The following is a 16,652-nucleotide window of genomic DNA, read 5'->3' as shown; positions in this document are numbered from 1 at the left end:
CAAGGGGTTTCTCTCATCCCCTATTAACTTTCTCCGATCACGCCAAATTTTAAAGTGGGAGTCTTACTATCTGTTAATGCACGATAAAAGAATTATCATTGTCAACGGAGGAACAACGATGCCTATTTTGGTCATTTTCATTATTTTTTCACTATCTTTCTACCTTTATTTCAAAACGAAATATTTCAGAACAAAACGCCCGATGGAGAAGCAGTGGACGTCTGCTAAATCAAGCATTGCTCTCGGTGCCTTTGTGCTCTTATTCGGCATTAATCAGTACGTGATTTATCAATCCACGCTCTCCTTAGTAATCGGTCTTCTATTCATCGCAGTTGGAGGCGGAAGCATTTGGGCAGGCATCCGAGCTTACCAGTACTACTATCCGTTAGTCGTGAAAGAAGCAAATGAATACTCTTAATTCCAAACTGTAAATGAAAGAGGCTGTCCAATAATCCCTAATCTTTCAACCTGATTATTTTCCTTTTTATACAAAAGAGACCGCTATCAAAACCCTTTGTGTTACTGGCGTTTCGTAACGGTCCACTTTGTGCAGAGGCGTTTGAAAAGAGATGGTTTCTCTCTTTTCAAACGCCTCTTTGCTTAGTTTTATGTCCGATCTAAAATTTGGGCCATCATGAGCGCCTTGCCCACTACAATCCCTTCATTGTATACCTCAACATCGACTTTTGCGAATTTTCGCCCCAGTTCCAGCACTTTCGGACGAATTTCAATCATGCTTTCAATCTGAACAGGCTTAATAAAGTAAATGGTCACATTTTCAATGACTAAATCGCCTTTTTTATGCGTACGAAGTACACGGTTCGCTGCTTCTGTCACAATCGTTGTAAACACTCCATATGAGATCGTACCCATGTAATTCGTCATTTGAGGTGTGACTTCGCAACGATAAAACGGATCGCCTTTTGCTTCTGCGACATCAATAAACTGATTTGTTACAATGTCATCAATGGTCTCTCCTACTTGAGGCTGGCGCTGAATCATTTGCAATGCTTTTAATACATCCTGCCTGCTAATAATTCCTTCTAAACGATGATAATCATCCACAACCGGAAGTACCTCGATTCCTTCCCATACCATCATATGAGCAGCGGAAGCAACGGACGTTTTTCCATGAACAACCATCGGATTCGGTGTCATTACTTTTTCAATAGGCGTCTGTTTATCAAATCCAATAATATCCTTTGACGTGACCATTCCAAACACTTTTAAATGCTGATTGACAACAGGGAACCGACTATGATGAGTTTGCTCGTTATATTGATACCACTTTTCGATTGTGTCATCCAATTTTAAAATGACCGTATCATCAACAGCAGTTAAAATATCCTCTACAAGCACAATCTCTTTTTTTATAAGCTGATCATAAATTGCACGATTAATCATCGTAGCCACGGTAAATGTGTCATAGCTAGTCGAAATAATCGGCATCTTCAGCTCATCAGCCAGTCTCTTAACATCGTCGTCTGTATCAAATCCACCTGTTATAAGTACAGCGGCTCCTGCTTCCAGTGCTAGTTCATGAGCTTTTGTACGGTTACCGACAATGAGTAAATTGCCCGCACCAGTGTATCTCATCATCGCTTCCAGCTTCATTGCCCCGATGACAAACTTGTTCAACGTTTTATGTAGCCCTTCTCTTCCTCCGAGCACTTGGCCATCCACAATGTTGACAACTTCGGCAAACGTCAGCTTTTCGATATTCTCTTTTTTCTTTCGCTCAATTCGAATGGTCCCGACCCGCTCAATGGTTGATACATACCCTTTATTTTCAGCATCTTTAATCGCACGATAAGCGGTCCCTTCACTTACATTTAAATCTTTTGCAATTTGACGAACCGATATTTTTTCACCAATTGGTAAGGAATCGATATGCTGTAAAATTTGTTCATGCTTAGTAGCCACACTGCTTCACCCTTTTAAAAAACATTTTCGGTCTATGGAAAATCATATTATTATTCTTTATACCATTTAATTCATTATGACATTGTACTGGTAAAATGGGCGCACGTAAAGAGTTTCTCCTAACTTCTATTATAAGGGTGAACATGTTGTGATTCAATGCAGCTTAGCCATGCTGCTTCATCCGCTTCCTTTCCGTTGGCAAAGAGACCGGTTTCGTTAAGTGGCGACGCTGTACAAATGCTTTCGATTGATAAAGGTAACTGGACAAATTTCCTCCCGCTACTAAAAGAGCCAATAGTAGCCATGAAACGGAAAATATCCCTTGAGCACTGCTTACATCCAACACAAGCTTAGGAACGGCATAATACAGCATTAGACCACATAGCAACAGAGATAATGTCGCTTGATTTTTCATCTTCTCCCCCCTATTTCATCAGCTTGATCTTGAACAATCTGATTTCTGCACAACAAATACCTCTTAAACGCTTCTTTCAGGGCCAGCTTATTTCGAAAAAGCACTTTCCTTTATCCTATGCCCGTCCCTTCTAGATAAGAAGTAAAAAAGAGAGGAGGTCTGAAACGAGGAAAACTTCCTCTTTCTAGACACCCTCTCAAAAGAAAACTCAAGAATATGAAACAATCCACTTTGCTCAAAAAGAAAAACCATTATTCCTAAAAGAATTTCAAGTTACAACTCGATAACTTCCCCTATTTTCATAACCTTCCCTTTTGCCGCCTTCAATTGCTGCACAAATCGTTCTGCATCCTGCTCAATAACAGGAAATGTATTATAGTGGATAGGAACCACTACTTTAGGTGCAATCCATTCAGCAGCTAGCAAAGCATCTTCCGGACCCATTGTAAAATTGTCACCGATTGGTAGGAAAGCCACATCAATGTGATAGCGCTCCAATAGTTTCATATCAGAAAAAAGAGCGGTATCACCTGCATGATATACAATCTTTCCATCAATCATAATTAGAAGTCCTGCCGGCATTCCGGTATATGTAATTTGCTTTGTCTCTTCATCTATATAACTGGAACCATGGAAGGCTTGTGTTAATTTGATTGTCCCAAAATCAAATGTATGAGCTCCACCAATGTGCATCGGATGAACATTTACTCCTTGCCATCCTAAAAACGTAGCCAATTCAAACGGAGCGATTACAAGGGCACCCGTACGTTTGGCAATCTCCACCGTATCTCCTACGTGGTCATCATGACCGTGCGTCAGCAAAATGACATCTGCCTCTACTTCTTCTGGCTTTATGTCACATGCTGCGTTTCCACGAAGAAACGGATCAATCAATAAACTTTTGCCGCCAGTTTCAATTTTGACGACTGAATGTCCATGATAAGAAATACGCATATACATCTCTCCTTGTTTTTCTTTCTTTGAATCTACTTCGAGATGGAGTCCGAAAATCCTTTAAACATTCCCTCTTCTTTATGAGACTATTAACCTTTACCCTAACGAACAGAAAAGAAATCCAAGAACTAGAGCCTTTATATATACTAATTCATAACTCGACACCTCTTCATTTGATTCAAGAACTTTTACAATCGCTATTCAGACCACTTGAATGGGTCCTCAAACGTTCACCTATACGGATGGGACCAACTCTGTAAAGGAGGATGACAGTCGCTTAGGTCTAGAAAATTTGGCATGACCGCTCGTTGGTCATGCCAAATTTTCTAGATCGATTTATATAATTCGAGCAACTTCCGGCTTCAGCAAAATAAACCCGCCCTCTTTATCTACATTTGGGATAATAATGTTTTCGCATCTGAATACATCAAACTATGTGCATCTGCAACCGCTCCGTATGTGACAAACCCATTTAATGTATTGATTCCTTTCAGGAGAGCGTCATTTTCTAGACAAGCCTGCTTATAGCCCTTATCTGCAATTTGTACCGCATATGGGACTGTCACATTTGTTAACGCGATAGTCGACGTCCGTGGTACAGCTCCTGGCATATTGGCAACTGCGTAATGCAAGACGCCATGTTTTTCATACGTAGGAGCATCATGAGTTGTAATGCGGTCTGTTGTTTCGAAAATTCCCCCTTGGTCAATCGCAATGTCTACTACGACAGACCCTGCTTCCATCGTTTGAATCATCTGCTCGGTCACAAGTTTTGGAGCTTTCGCACCAGGAATTAACACAGCCCCAATGACTAAATCAGACTCTTGAACAGTTTCAGCAATATTATAAGGATTAGACATCAGCGTCTTAATATCGTTTCCAAAAATATCATCAAGCTGCCGCAGACGGTCAACGTTCAAATCTAAAATGGTGACATCTGCCCCAAGACCAATCGCAATTTTGGCCGCATTCGTTCCAGCTACACCGCCGCCAATAATGGTAACTTTTCCTTTCGGGACGCCGGGTACACCCCCAAGCAAAATTCCTTTTCCACCCTTTGTCTTTTCAAGAAACTGCGCCCCTATTTGAGCAGCCATTCTTCCTGCCACTTCGCTCATCGGGGTTAAAAGGGGCAACGAGCGGTTTGCCAGCTCCACTGTTTCATACGCAATGCCGATGACTTTCCGTTCTGTAAGGGCCTTTGTTAAGGCTGGCTCTGGCGCTAAGTGTAAATATGTAAACAAAATTAGCCCATCGCGAAAATAATCGTATTCAGACGGAAGCGGCTCTTTTACTTTCATAACCATATCCATCGACCATGCCTCTTTGGCACTGGCAACTATTTGGGCTCCTGCTTGAATATAATGATCATCTTCAAAGCCTGACCCGATGCCAGCCCCGGTTTCAACATACACTTCATGCCCTCTATTAATGAGTGTGACGGCTCCTGCTGGTGTCATCGCCACCCGATTTTCATTGTTTTTAATCTCCTTTGGCACTCCGATTCTCATCTATGAATACCCCCTTGTTCATATTTGGTGTAATTCATTGTATGTATCAACGGCTGGAAAGACACAGAAAACAAATGCGAAAAAGAGGTGCCGACCCTCTTGTCCTACGCTGGCACCTCTTCTTTCTGTCAATCCAACTCTTCTGTTTTCCCTGCTATATTTTCATAGTTAGGTGCCGTGAAACCTCCCCCTACCGCTCCGCTTACGTAAGCATCGTTCAATAGCTGCTGGGTTTGCTGCAATCCGGTTTCATCATACTCATAAGCATACTGTGCTTGCTTTTTATCGTTCATCAATTTGACCCTCCATTGTCACAAAATATCCAACACCATGTTATTTTCTGTATATTTTTAAATGTTATACTTAAAATATCTTAAGAGCTAAAGGAGAGATATAGATGAACATGGTCTACGAAAAGATTCTCGTTGCAGTGGATGGGTCAACAGAAGCGGAGTGGGCATTCAAAAAAGCGGTCAACATCGCAAAACGAAACAACGCGAAATTGATTCTATGTCACCTTGTCGATATCAAGCAGCTGACAACATTGGACGTGTACGATCACAAGGCCATTGAACGCGCTGAAACATTCGCTCAAGACCTTTTGACACAATACCGCGAAGAAGCCGTAGCAGCAGGTTTAAATGATATTGCATTCATCATGGAACACGGCTCTCCTAAAACAAGAATTGCAAAAGAAATTGCTCCTGAACATCATGTAGACTTAATTATTTGCGGTGCGACAGGCTTAAATGCCGTGGAACGTTTCTTAATTGGCAGTGTTTCTGAACACATTCTTCGTTATTCTAAATGCGACGTGTTAGTAGTACGGACTCCAAAAGAAGACGAACAAGTGCTTCAAACTGCTACAACCGAATTAGCAGAATAATCTTTCCAAGCAGAAAAAGGCTGCGTTTCGCAGCCTTTTAGCTTTTTACTTGCTGTGCCAAAAGGTCCTTTGCCTTTTTAATGGCCGCTTCTACTTGTACAAAACCTGTTCCGCCTTGACTGTTTCGACGATTAACCGCCGTACGGGGTGCTAATACTTCGTAAATATCTGATTCGAATAAAGAGGAAGCGTTCGTATAATCTTCTAACGGCAAATCCATTAAATAGATGCCTCTTTGAATACAAAGGAGTACAAGCTTTCCGACCACTTCATGCGCATCGCGAAAAGGCATTCCTTTCGCAGCTAAGTAATCTGCTAACTCCGTCGCATTTGAAAAATCTTGTTTCGTCGTTTGCTCCATCTTTTCTTCATTCACCATCATCGTTGCAATCATACCTGCAAAGATAGTCAAACAACCTTCTACAGTCGTGACGGTATCAAACATACCTTCCTTGTCTTCCTGCAAATCTTTGTTATAGGCAAGCGGAAGACCTTTCATCGTGGTTAACAAACCAAATAAATTCCCATACACACGTCCCGTTTTTCCACGAATCAGCTCCGCCATATCCGGATTTTTCTTTTGCGGCATAATGCTGCTTCCTGTCGCATACGTATCATCTATTTCAATGAACTGGAACTCCTGGCTTGACCATAAAATGAGCTCTTCACAAAAACGTGATAAGTGCATCATTAACATCGAGCTGTTGCTTAAAAACTCAAGGATAAAGTCACGATCGCTTACTGCGTCCATGCTGTTTTCATAAATGCTTGAAAACCCAAGAAGCTGTGCACTGTATTCTCGGTCAATTGGAAACGTCGTCCCCGCAAGTGCCCCCGCTCCTAATGGAGACATATCAATACGTTTTACCGACTCTTTAAAACGTTCTGCATCACGCTGAAGCATCCAGAAATACGCCATCAAATGATGCGCGAATGAAACAGGCTGCGCCCGCTGCAAATGTGTATAACCCGGAATCAGAGTCTCCACGTGCTGCTCCGCTTTCTCAATCAATTCTTTCTGTAACCCTTCAATGAGCGAAATAATTGTTAGCACATGCTTTTTCAAATATAAATGCATATCAGTTGCTACTTGGTCATTTCGGCTTCTCCCAGTGTGAAGCTTTCCGCCAACAGAGCCAATTTCATCAATTAAGTGTTTTTCAATATTAAGATGAATATCTTCATACTGCGCAGAAAATGCTAATTCACCCTTTTCAGCCTTTTCAAGTAAAGAGAGAAGACCATTTTGAATGGCCTCCGCATCTTCATGTGGTAAAATGCCGCATTTCGCCAACATTTTAACATGCGCTAAGCTTCCTTGAATATCTTCTTGGACTAATTGCTGGTCGAATGCAATTGATGCCCCAAATTCATCTACCCATTGTTCTGGACGCTTTGTAAAACGTCCTCCCCACAATTTTTTCACACTTCCACCTTCTTCTCACCATGCAACTGGCTGTAAACCTTCGTCGGCAAGCCAAATAATTCGATGAAGCCCACTGCTGCTTGATGGTTGAACTCATCTTCTTTTGTATATGTGGCAAGTTTCTCATCGTATAGCGAGTACGGAGACTTTCTTCCTTCCACAATGGCATGACCTTTGAATAATTTCACGCGTACGATACCTGTTACATTCTTTTGAGTGTCTTTAATAAATGCAAGTAATGCCTTATGCAATGGTGAGAACCATAAACCGTTGTAAATTAACTCTGTTAATTTGTGCGAAATAATTGGTTTAAAATGTGCGACATCTTTCGTCAACGTTAAATCTTCAAGCTCTTTATGCGCTTTAATTAACGTAATAGCTGCTGGGCACTCATATACTTCACGAGATTTAATTCCAACAAGACGGTTTTCTACATGGTCAATACGTCCGACACCATGCTTACCAGCTAATACGTTTAATTCTAAAATTAACTCATGCAGTTCATATGTTTGACCATTCAAGGCGACTGGAACCCCTTGATGAAACTCAATTTCTACGATGTCTGCTTGATCTGGAGTTGCTTCGATTGGTGTTGTCATATCATAAGCACCTTCTGGCGGAGCTGCCCATGGGTCTTCTAATACACCGCACTCACATGCTCTTCCCCAAAGGTTGGCATCGATGGAATATGGGTTATCCAAGTCAATTGGAATTGGAATGTTATGTTGTTTTGCATACTCAATCTCTTCTTCACGTGACCAGCTCCACTCACGTACAGGAGCTAACACCTTTAAGTCTGGATTTAGAGCCATAATGGAAACTTCAAAACGAACTTGGTCGTTTCCTTTTCCTGTACATCCGTGTGCTACGGCCGTCGCCCCAACTTGCTCAGCAATTTCTACAAGCTTTTTCGAAATTAAAGGACGAGATAAAGCCGACACAAGTGGATATTTTTCTTCATATAATCCATGACTTTGTAATACTGGAAGTACGTAATCTTCAGCAAATTCTTTTCTCGCATCAATGGAGTAAGATTCTACAGCCCCTACTTGAAGCGCTTTTTCCTTTACGAACTCAACGTCTTTTCCTTCTCCCACATCTAACCCTACCGCTACAACATCATACCCTTGTTGTTGTAACCATTTAATAGCCACAGATGTGTCTAATCCGCCGGAATAAGCCAATACAATTTTCTCTTTATTCATTACTAGTTCCCCCTATATATTAACGTTCATTACATTCATAAATTATTTAATAGTTTTAATTAATTTTTATTCATTCAACCTGATAATAATGTAACACGATTCCGTTTTTTCATCAATACTTATTCATAAAAAAGTATAAATATAAATAAAATTCTTTGATAACCCTACACTTAATTACCTCATAATGCATATGACATATATTTTACTTCCTTCTTCCCAAACAGTTACAATGCAAAATAAAAGAAAAAGCAACACTAGACTTTAACATCCCCTTTTGTAAAATAAACATATAGCAAAGGGGGATAAAAAACATGCACGCTTACTTCACCTACAACGAACGGCTCGGGATTGAAGTTCCAACATTAATAAATGAATGGGAAGAATATGATAAACAAACCCAACAAAGCATATTGCTCTATTGGGAAAAAATACGTGGAGGAATACCCGATCGAATTGCAGATTTAGAAAGAAGCATTAATGAAAAGCAAGCTTGTTTAGAAGAGGAAATGAATTTTCAAAAGTCTTGCCAACTGAACAGCGACATTGCCAATCTTGCTTCCATTATCAATGATTTATGGATTTGGTACAGAACGACTCAAAATGTTACGACAAAGATGCATCGCTAATAAAAGAAAAGAGCTGTCTGAAAGGAGGGTGCCCCCTTTTTCAGACAGCTCTATTTACGAATTTCACTAATCATATGGCGAAGCTCTGGTAAAATGAGCTTATTCATTCCTAATGTAACCGCTCCGGTCGAACCTGGTAAGGAAAAAATAAGTGTTTGTTCTTTAACACCTGCAAGCGCACGGCTTAACATCGCAGCTGCTCCAATGTCTTCTGTATAACTTAGCATTCGAAAGAGTTCGCCAAACCCCGTAATCTCTTTTTCCACTAATGGCATAATCGCTTCAATCGTCACATCACGCTTGGCAATTCCTGTCCCGCCATTTGTAATCACCACATCAATATCCTCTCGGGATACAACTTGGTTGACCGCGTTCTGTATACTATCTTGATCGTCTTTCACTATTTCATAGAAACGAATATCATGGTGCTTCTCACGTAAAAGAGCGATAATACGCTGGCCACTTTTATCCGTATCTTTCGTTCTTGTATCACTAATCGTAATGACCGCACACCCGATGCAATCCGGGGCATGGGCGACATGCGATTGATCACTCATTTACATCCCTGCCTTTTTCACGTAAATAGCGGTATTGATAGAAACGCTTTGCGTAGTCTGTTGTTTGGCGGGTGAATTGATAATTAAACACGCCTCCTAACGCCATGCTAATGAGTGGATTTTTCTTTGCTACACTTTTTTTCATCCCCATTAGCAAAATCGTTTTGAGCAATTGATTTATATTTTTTTCAAACCACGTTTCATCCAGCACTCGTTCATTTCCTTCATAAAAAAACGATTGCTCATGCGTATCCAATTCTTTCATTAAATACTGCCATCCTTCCCCTTGCCACTGTTTTGGCAGGCTGGCGGCATGAAAGACTTTTAATGATAGCATCAGCTCAAACGGAGAGTTAATTTCGTACCCATAGCTCATCGCCGTTAATTGAACCGTCCGCAAATTTATTAGCAGTAACGCCGGCATATCGACACTGACAAAAAAGGATGCCCCCGTACCCGTCAATCCTCCTTGAAGAAAGCCATAAAGCCGCTGCTTCGCTAACTTTTGTTCGGCTAAATAGTTCAATTGATCGATGGTTAACCTTTTCATATCTTCAATGTGATTAATGTCTCCATAAAAAGCACGTGCAGAAGTTAAGATTTGCTTTTTAGATTTTTGCTGTACGCTGGAGTCTTGAAGCCATGAACTAAAATGGAACAGCCATTCATCTAATTTATTAATATAACTGAGGCGAAGATCATCTGGAATCATTGAAAGAGTTTGTTCAAGCCATTGTGAATATGTAAGCTGCAGTTCATGAGGAGTGTATGTTTCTAACTCTTCTATCCATTCTTCTATCTCGTTTAATACCATCTCGTCCCGTTTGGTTAACAAGGTTGATCACCCTTTCTCACAAACAACTGTTACTCATTATTATATCAAAAATAAGACCACCCACCCAAAATAAAAAAACCCCCATCTTAGATGGAGGTTTCGTTTCTTACATGTTCGCTATGCGCACAACATCACGTGCAATCATCACTTCTTCATTCGTTGGAATGACAAGGACTTTTACAGGTGAATGCGGGTAACTAATAAACGCTTCTTTCCCACGAACATTATTTAAAGCTGGATCCCAATAAACACCCATGAATTCTAAGCCTTGAAGAACACGGGAGCGAATTTCCGTACTGTTTTCCCCGATACCAGCTGTGAAAATAATAGCATCTAATCCAGACATACGTGCTGCATAAGAACCGATGTATTTATGAATACGACTAGCAAATACTTGAAGGGCAAGCTCTGCACGCTCGTTTCCTTCTTCAGAACCTTGCTCGATATCACGAAGGTCACTGGAGAAACCTGAAATTCCCAGCATTCCGCTCTCTTTATTCAATACATTAATCACTTCATCTGCTGTTTTCCCTGTTTTTTCCATGATATATGGAATTAAGGCAGGGTCGATATTCCCTGAACGAGTTCCCATTGCTACACCCGCAAGTGGTGTGAAGCCCATAGACGTATCAATAGATTTACCACCTTCAATGGCTGCAATACTTGCTCCATTTCCAAGGTGACAAGAAATAAGACGAAGCTGCTCAACTGGGCGCCCTAGCAATTCTGCTGCACGCTCTGATACATACTTATGAGAAGTACCATGGAAGCCATATTTACGGATACCATATTTTTCATAATACTCATAAGGTAAGCTATATAAATAAGACTGATCTGGCATTGTTTGGTGGAAAGCTGTATCAAATACCGCTACCGCCGGCACATTTGGTAAAATCTCTTTAAACGCTTTAATTCCTACTACATTGGCAGGGTTATGAAGCGGTGCTAAATCAGATAATTTTTCAATTTCTTCGATTGTTTCTTCTGTTAATAATACCGAATCGTTAAAGCGCTCTCCGCCGTGAACGACACGATGGCCAACACCTGTAATTTCATCATATGATTTAATGATTCCTGTAGAAAGTAGCTTTTCAACTAAAATTTTAACAGCAACCGCATGATCCGGAATGTCCGTAACTTCTGTTTGCTTTTCACCGTCTACTGTAATAGTGAACACTGCTTCATTCAGACCAATACGTTCAACAAGGCCCTTTGTTAACACATTTTCACTTGGCATTTCAAACAATTGAAACTTCAATGACGAACTGCCGGCATTAATGGCCATAATTTTTGACATAACTAAAAACAGCTCCTTTTGTACGTACATGTTGAATTTCATCTCTACAATATTCTATGCAATTCGACACGATCTCTATCCCTCATTCATTTAATCACTGCAAGCTATTTATTTCAAGAGGTATTGCCTATTTTTCGCAAGCTCATGATAAATTCGTACTATTCAGAAACATCTTTTATCATCGTTTTGTTTGAAACCATTTATCAATTTCTGTCATAATACGACTCATTGCCTCTTTGTTGCTGAATTTCGGCAGATCGACAAGCAACGCTTCTTTCGGTGGAACAACGCCCTCACCCTTTTTTTGCAGCACAAAAATGCTCTTCGCTAAATTTTCTTGTTTGAATAACGATAGTGGCAACTGAATGAGTCCTTGAATAATGGCCTCTTCTTTTAAATACGCATGTAGCTGTTTGGCTTGTTCCGTTTCAAATAAATTATTTGGAATAAGCAGTACCGCATAGCCGCCAGGCTTTAACTGGTTTAAGCATTGCTCGATAAACAAATGATGTGCATACGAATGCCCTTCCTCTGCTTTTAATTTATAAACAGAAGCTCCTACATCATTGGGATAATAACCGACAGGCAAATCAGCAATAGCCAAATCGACCGGATCGATAAAGAGTGGCTGTAAGCTGTCTTGGTTAAACAACTGCACAGGATGTTCCTGCAAATTAGCATTCACATAAGCCAGTTTCACAAGTAAATCATCCACGTCAATTCCAGAAGCGTGTTTTACCTTTTCTCCTTCGTAATTGAGCACAGTCATTAATAAGTTCCCTGTTCCAACGGCAGGATCAAGCAAAGAGTAAGACTGTTTATCTGCCATTAATTTACGAACTAAATAGCTGAGAAAAAGCCCTACTGCATCCGGCGTCATTTGATGATTAGGCTGCGTTGCTTCCTTCATACCTTTAAGTACCGCCAATTGATACGCTTTACGGATGGTCTCTTTTTCATACTTCCCTAATTGAAGTTTATCGTACTCTTTTTTCAGTCTTTTTTTCGTTACTTCATCCAGTTCTTCTTGTAAAATCGTATCATGAAACAAGTTCTCACCCGTTTCCGTTACTGCTTCTAAATACGAACATTGTAATTCCTTTCGAAGAATTAAAGCCGTTTGATCAATGACTCTAAATAATTCCTCCATCTTTGTTAAATCACTCATTTTATAGCCTCCTTACTTTTTCAAACATCGTCCTGTCAGGCAGGATATTACCGCTTCTTTTATGTCAATAAAATAATTGTATGAAGTAGAACAACCCATTTTATCATAAACTGATTCTCCAATACAAAAATAACCGTCCTGTTCATTTCTGAAACAAGGGCGGTCATTAAAAAAGACGGCAAATTCATCACTTGCCGTCTTTTCCCATACTAAGGACTATTTAGTTAGCTGCTTTTGCTGCTTCAATCGCGGCGTCGTAGTTAGGATGATCTGTCACTTCACTCACATACTCTGCATAGGTTACTTCGTCGTTGGAATCAATGACAAAAACAGAGCGAGCTAATAAACGAAGTTCTTTAATAGCAACACCGTAAGCTTCTCCGAAAGATAAGTCGCGGTGATCGGAAAGTGTCTGTACATTGTCAATGCCATGAGCCCCGCACCAGCGCTTTTGAGCGAATGGTAAATCTACGCTGACTGTTAAAACTTTCACATTATCCAGCTTCGCTGCTTCTTCATTAAAGCGGCGTGTTTGTGCATCACATACCCCAGTATCAATAGAAGGAACTACACTGATTAAACGAACGGAACCTTTTGTAGCGTCAAGCGTTACTTCAGATAAGTCGTTTGCCAATACAGTAAAGTTAGGTGCTTTATCGCCCGCCTTTACTTGACTCCCCATTAATGTTACTGCATTCCCTTTAAACGTTACAGCCATGAAAATGTCCTCCCTTTACTTCGAAAAATATGTACACTGTACATCTTATCGCCAATCTTTAAAGAATGCAATTATTTCAACTTTTCCTTCTTTTCTAAGGCTTCTAAAATATAAAATGAGGCTGTCAGAAACAAGGAATGAATCCTTTTCCAAACAGCCTCTATTTTGTAATTACATTCCCATGGACGGCCCTTGTTGCGGATTTTGTTGCTGATTTTGAGCATAGTAGCCTTGTTGATTGTAGTTTTGATTGTTCTGTCCGTTGCTGTTATTGTTATTTTTATTAAACATCTGCTGAATTTTCTCCACTGCTTGTGGAGCATTGTCTAAAATCTTTTCCACTAAATGTGTGCCTTCGTTTAAATGGAGCATTTTAATACCGGAAGGACTAACAATTAAAAAAGCAATTGGCGTAATTGATACTCCGCCCCCGCTTCCTCCTCCAAATGGCAGTTTCGGTTCTTGCTCCTGCCCTTGAGATTGTCCCCCTTGACCTGATTTTTTTTGCCCGTCGACCGAAAATTCACTTCCGCCCGCCGCAAATCCAAAACCAACCTTTGAAACCGTTAAAATGACACTTCCATCTGGTGTCTCGACGGGATCGCCAATGATTGTATTTACATCAATCATTTCTTTCAAATTTTCCATCGCGGTGGACATTAAGCTTTTAATAGGATGTTCTGACATAATGGTAGCCTCCTCACATTTTTGCCGAATGAACCTTCTCGGATTGAATATTGCGCAAGCGTTCAGTTCGCTTAGAGCTGAATTTTTTCCAATGTTTGAGAATCCGTAAACTCGTTAAAATAGCATGCCCGATTCGAAATGAAATCATACATTGGAAGCGTGTTTCCGAGATAGCATACTGAAACGAAGGGTGTACTTCCATTAAAGGTTGGTCCTTCATACGCATATACCGACTAATAATGCCCATCGTACTCCCTTTCAGAGACCAGATGGCGCCAACTACCATCCCTGTATACATAGCATCACCTATACCGATTGCGGTGCTCCATCGAATACGTTCAATCGACACATGACGCAAAAAGCGTTTTAAAATTTGGTGAAAACCTTTCACATGCTCAAGAAACTGTTTAGTCTCCTCTAAAAAGTGCGTGAAATCCCGTACCGAGTAATCTTTCCATTCCTCTTGCTGTTCTTCTTGCGCGGATGAATTCCCTTGATCTGTTTCTTCGTTCACAACGACCGTAGAAGACTCTTTGTCGACTTTGACAACGGGAATTTTATAAGTGTAGCGAATTAACCCAAACCATAAAGAACATTTCACTTGATAAAAATCGTTATCTCGTACGTGATTTAAATTAACTTTAATCTTCAACTTACTAACAGAAATAAGTAAAATGAGTCCAAAACATGCTCCTAAAAGCCACAGCCATAACACGAATCTTCACTCCTTCTCAACCTTCCATTATCTCCATCCGTGAAAGAAATCAAACCTTCTTCTTTCCCTACCATGAAAAAAACGGTCTAGAGAGACCCTATTTGTCTCTCTAGACCGTTTAAACGTTTCTATCATTCTGTGGAAGCTTGCTGCACGGCAACTTGTTTCATTAAATATGCAGGGCGTTTTTCATAAATAACAGTTGTGTCTGCGAAGTAGTCATGAATCCCTTTCTTCTGATTCGTGAAGGCTACAGCCGCATATCCAAGAAATAATGCTGTTTTGGAAATGTATCTTCCAATCAACTCTCGAAAAATAACCGTTGACCATGTTAACGGTTCTTCTTTTAAACTGACAACTCTCAACCCTATAATCATTTTGCCAAGCGTCTGTCCGAACCTTTTTGTCATCAAAATAAAATATAAATAAAAAATTGCTGCCATAGCGATACCAACGGGAGAAAACCACTCTTTCCCAGACTCATGAATCCATGAGGTAATAAGCAAACGCTGTAAACTCATGATAACCACTAAATCGATTAAATAAGCCCATACTCGCACCCAAAAACCTGCATACCATACATATACCTTTTCTTGCTCCTGTTCTTCGGTTGTGTGAATTGGAACTTCCGGTTGTTCGCTGTACGGTTCATGTTCCGTCATTTCTTCACCCCTATTCTGCATATAAGTACATTAATCTGCGGGAATTTGGCTCAGACAACATTTTCATCAAACTAGCCAACTCTGCATCATCAGAAAAAAGCTGTTGTGATGCGGCTGAGAGAAAGAACGGAAGTCCAAAGTTTTGGTCATATTCAACCACTTGAGCATCCTTCAAGGACGCTGTTTTTTTAATATCCGCAATCACATCTTCAATATAGCCAAGTTCATCCACCAATCCAAGTTCCTTTGCTTGCCTTCCATCGTAAATGCGCCCATCTGCCAGTTGGCGGACTTTTTCTTCGGATAAGTTTCGCCCTTGTTTGATAACAGAAACAAACCCGTCATAAGCGTTATTAACAAGTGTTTGCATAATCTCCCGTTCTTCTGCTGTCATCTCTCGCGAAGGAGACATAATGTCTTTGTATGGTCCGCTTTTGATTGTCTCAAACTTTACCCCATACTTCTCTGCCAAACCACTGTAATTAATCCCTTGCATAATGACTCCGAGTGAACCCGTCAGCGTGTCAGGAATGGCGTAAATTTTATCAGCCGCCGTAGAGATATAATAACCGCCCGAAGCTGCCATCGTTCCCATTGAGACATACACAGGCTTCTTCGTTTTCTCTTTAAGGTCTGTTAGTTGTTTATGTATTTCAGCACTTTCCACAACTCCACCACCAGGAGAATTGACTTTTATAATTAGTGCTTTGACACTTTCATCTTTTTCCGCTTGATCAATCATCTCCAAAAAATGATCGTGATGATAACCACCTTGACTCATAAAAGGGGAAGACGCGTCTCCTGTGTCTTGGATAACTCCGTCTAATTCCAAAATAAGCACCTTCCGATTGGGATCTCCCTCTTCAATAACTGTTTCGTTAAATCCCTCACTCATCCCTAGAAAAATGCTAGATACTCCTTCTTCTCCTACATCTGAAAACATAGCATTCGAAGCAAAACTAACTAAATTGGACACGAACAACAAGCCAGCAGCAGCCACTAATGCAATCCATCTTTTTTTATTCATCTAGAGCCTCCCGATTTAATCTTCTAAATTGTTTAATAAT

The 16,652-nt window shown here is 40.4% G+C and carries 19 protein-coding genes; 3 read left to right on the top strand and 16 right to left on the bottom strand.

What is annotated here, in order from left to right:
* Positions 1 to 118 precede the first annotated feature (118 nt).
* Complete coding sequence (locus ACXAEO_RS01870; RefSeq protein ID WP_474877280.1) at positions 119 to 418, top strand: YtpI family protein; 300 nt, start codon at positions 119 to 121, stop codon at positions 416 to 418.
* A gap of 188 nt (positions 419 to 606) precedes the next feature.
* On the opposite strand, the gene ACXAEO_RS01865 is transcribed toward ACXAEO_RS01870, so the two are convergent.
* The 5 genes from ACXAEO_RS01865 to ACXAEO_RS01845 form a co-directional block, all read right to left on the bottom strand.
* Positions 607 to 1,923 carry a DRTGG domain-containing protein gene (locus ACXAEO_RS01865; RefSeq protein ID WP_474877276.1) on the bottom strand — a complete coding sequence of 439 codons (1,317 nt, stop codon included), beginning with the start codon at positions 1,921 to 1,923 and terminating at the stop codon, positions 607 to 609.
* A gap of 163 nt (positions 1,924 to 2,086) precedes the next feature.
* Positions 2,087 to 2,338, bottom strand: a complete 252-nt coding sequence (locus ACXAEO_RS01860) for a hypothetical protein (protein WP_474877272.1) — start codon at positions 2,336 to 2,338, stop codon at positions 2,087 to 2,089.
* Between the two features lie 273 nt (positions 2,339 to 2,611).
* A complete protein-coding gene (locus ACXAEO_RS01855; RefSeq protein ID WP_474877268.1) occupies positions 2,612 to 3,292 on the bottom strand; it encodes a metal-dependent hydrolase in 681 nt (226 codons plus the stop codon).
* Between the two features lie 389 nt (positions 3,293 to 3,681).
* Positions 3,682 to 4,803, bottom strand: coding sequence for an alanine dehydrogenase (gene ald / locus ACXAEO_RS01850; protein WP_474877266.1), 1,122 nt, complete (start codon positions 4,801 to 4,803; stop codon positions 3,682 to 3,684).
* A 128-nt stretch (positions 4,804 to 4,931) separates the two neighbouring features.
* A complete protein-coding gene (locus tag ACXAEO_RS01845; protein WP_474877264.1) occupies positions 4,932 to 5,096 on the bottom strand; it encodes a hypothetical protein in 165 nt (54 codons plus the stop codon).
* A 104-nt stretch (positions 5,097 to 5,200) separates the two neighbouring features.
* On the opposite strand from ACXAEO_RS01845, the gene ACXAEO_RS01840 reads away from it, so the two are divergent.
* A complete protein-coding gene (locus ACXAEO_RS01840) occupies positions 5,201 to 5,689 on the top strand; it encodes a universal stress protein (protein WP_474877261.1) in 489 nt (162 codons plus the stop codon).
* A 37-nt stretch (positions 5,690 to 5,726) separates the two neighbouring features.
* Here ACXAEO_RS01840 and argH read toward each other — a convergent pair whose 3' ends face one another.
* Positions 5,727 to 7,115, bottom strand: a complete 1,389-nt coding sequence (argH, locus tag ACXAEO_RS01835; RefSeq protein ID WP_474877257.1) for an argininosuccinate lyase — start codon at positions 7,113 to 7,115, stop codon at positions 5,727 to 5,729.
* Positions 7,112 to 8,320 (bottom strand): argininosuccinate synthase, encoded by a 1,209-nt coding sequence (locus ACXAEO_RS01830; protein ID WP_474877255.1) that lies wholly within the window; start codon positions 8,318 to 8,320, stop codon positions 7,112 to 7,114. The genes argH and ACXAEO_RS01830 overlap by 4 nt, the downstream gene beginning before the upstream one ends.
* A 311-nt stretch (positions 8,321 to 8,631) precedes the next feature.
* Here ACXAEO_RS01830 and ACXAEO_RS01825 point away from each other — a divergent pair, with 311 nt between their 5' ends.
* Positions 8,632 to 8,946, top strand: a complete 315-nt coding sequence (locus ACXAEO_RS01825) for a hypothetical protein (RefSeq protein ID WP_474877252.1) — start codon at positions 8,632 to 8,634, stop codon at positions 8,944 to 8,946.
* 50 nt (positions 8,947 to 8,996) lie between these two features.
* On the opposite strand, the gene ACXAEO_RS01820 is transcribed toward ACXAEO_RS01825, so the two are convergent.
* From ACXAEO_RS01820 to sppA, 9 genes are all read right to left on the bottom strand, one after another.
* Complete coding sequence (locus ACXAEO_RS01820) at positions 8,997 to 9,503, bottom strand: MogA/MoaB family molybdenum cofactor biosynthesis protein (protein WP_474877250.1); 507 nt, start codon at positions 9,501 to 9,503, stop codon at positions 8,997 to 8,999.
* Entirely contained in the window at positions 9,496 to 10,338 is an 843-nt protein-coding gene (locus tag ACXAEO_RS01815; protein ID WP_474877248.1) for an EcsC family protein, read from the bottom strand. The genes ACXAEO_RS01820 and ACXAEO_RS01815 overlap by 8 nt, the downstream gene beginning before the upstream one ends.
* A gap of 106 nt (positions 10,339 to 10,444) precedes the next feature.
* Positions 10,445 to 11,635 (bottom strand): acetate kinase, encoded by a 1,191-nt coding sequence (locus ACXAEO_RS01810; RefSeq protein WP_474877245.1) that lies wholly within the window; start codon positions 11,633 to 11,635, stop codon positions 10,445 to 10,447.
* Between the two features lie 178 nt (positions 11,636 to 11,813).
* Positions 11,814 to 12,803 carry a class I SAM-dependent methyltransferase gene (locus ACXAEO_RS01805; protein ID WP_474877243.1) on the bottom strand — a complete coding sequence of 330 codons (990 nt, stop codon included), beginning with the start codon at positions 12,801 to 12,803 and terminating at the stop codon, positions 11,814 to 11,816.
* A gap of 220 nt (positions 12,804 to 13,023) precedes the next feature.
* Entirely contained in the window at positions 13,024 to 13,521 is a 498-nt protein-coding gene (tpx, locus tag ACXAEO_RS01800; protein ID WP_474877240.1) for a thiol peroxidase, read from the bottom strand.
* A gap of 171 nt (positions 13,522 to 13,692) precedes the next feature.
* Positions 13,693 to 14,208, bottom strand: a complete 516-nt coding sequence (gene ytfJ, locus ACXAEO_RS01795) for a GerW family sporulation protein (protein WP_474877237.1) — start codon at positions 14,206 to 14,208, stop codon at positions 13,693 to 13,695.
* A gap of 13 nt (positions 14,209 to 14,221) precedes the next feature.
* Positions 14,222 to 14,923 carry a DUF2953 domain-containing protein gene (locus ACXAEO_RS01790; RefSeq protein ID WP_474877233.1) on the bottom strand — a complete coding sequence of 234 codons (702 nt, stop codon included), beginning with the start codon at positions 14,921 to 14,923 and terminating at the stop codon, positions 14,222 to 14,224.
* Between the two features lie 131 nt (positions 14,924 to 15,054).
* Complete coding sequence (locus ACXAEO_RS01785; RefSeq protein ID WP_474877229.1) at positions 15,055 to 15,585, bottom strand: RDD family protein; 531 nt, start codon at positions 15,583 to 15,585, stop codon at positions 15,055 to 15,057.
* Positions 15,586 to 15,595: 10 nt separating this feature from the next.
* Positions 15,596 to 16,612 (bottom strand): signal peptide peptidase SppA, encoded by a 1,017-nt coding sequence (gene sppA / locus ACXAEO_RS01780; protein WP_474877227.1) that lies wholly within the window; start codon positions 16,610 to 16,612, stop codon positions 15,596 to 15,598.
* Positions 16,613 to 16,652 lie beyond the last annotated feature (40 nt).

The organism is Bacillus sp. ABA4_010, from assembly GCF_056159105.1.
Note: the sequence above shows the minus strand (reverse complement) of the source record. Positions and strands in the feature narration are given on the sequence as shown.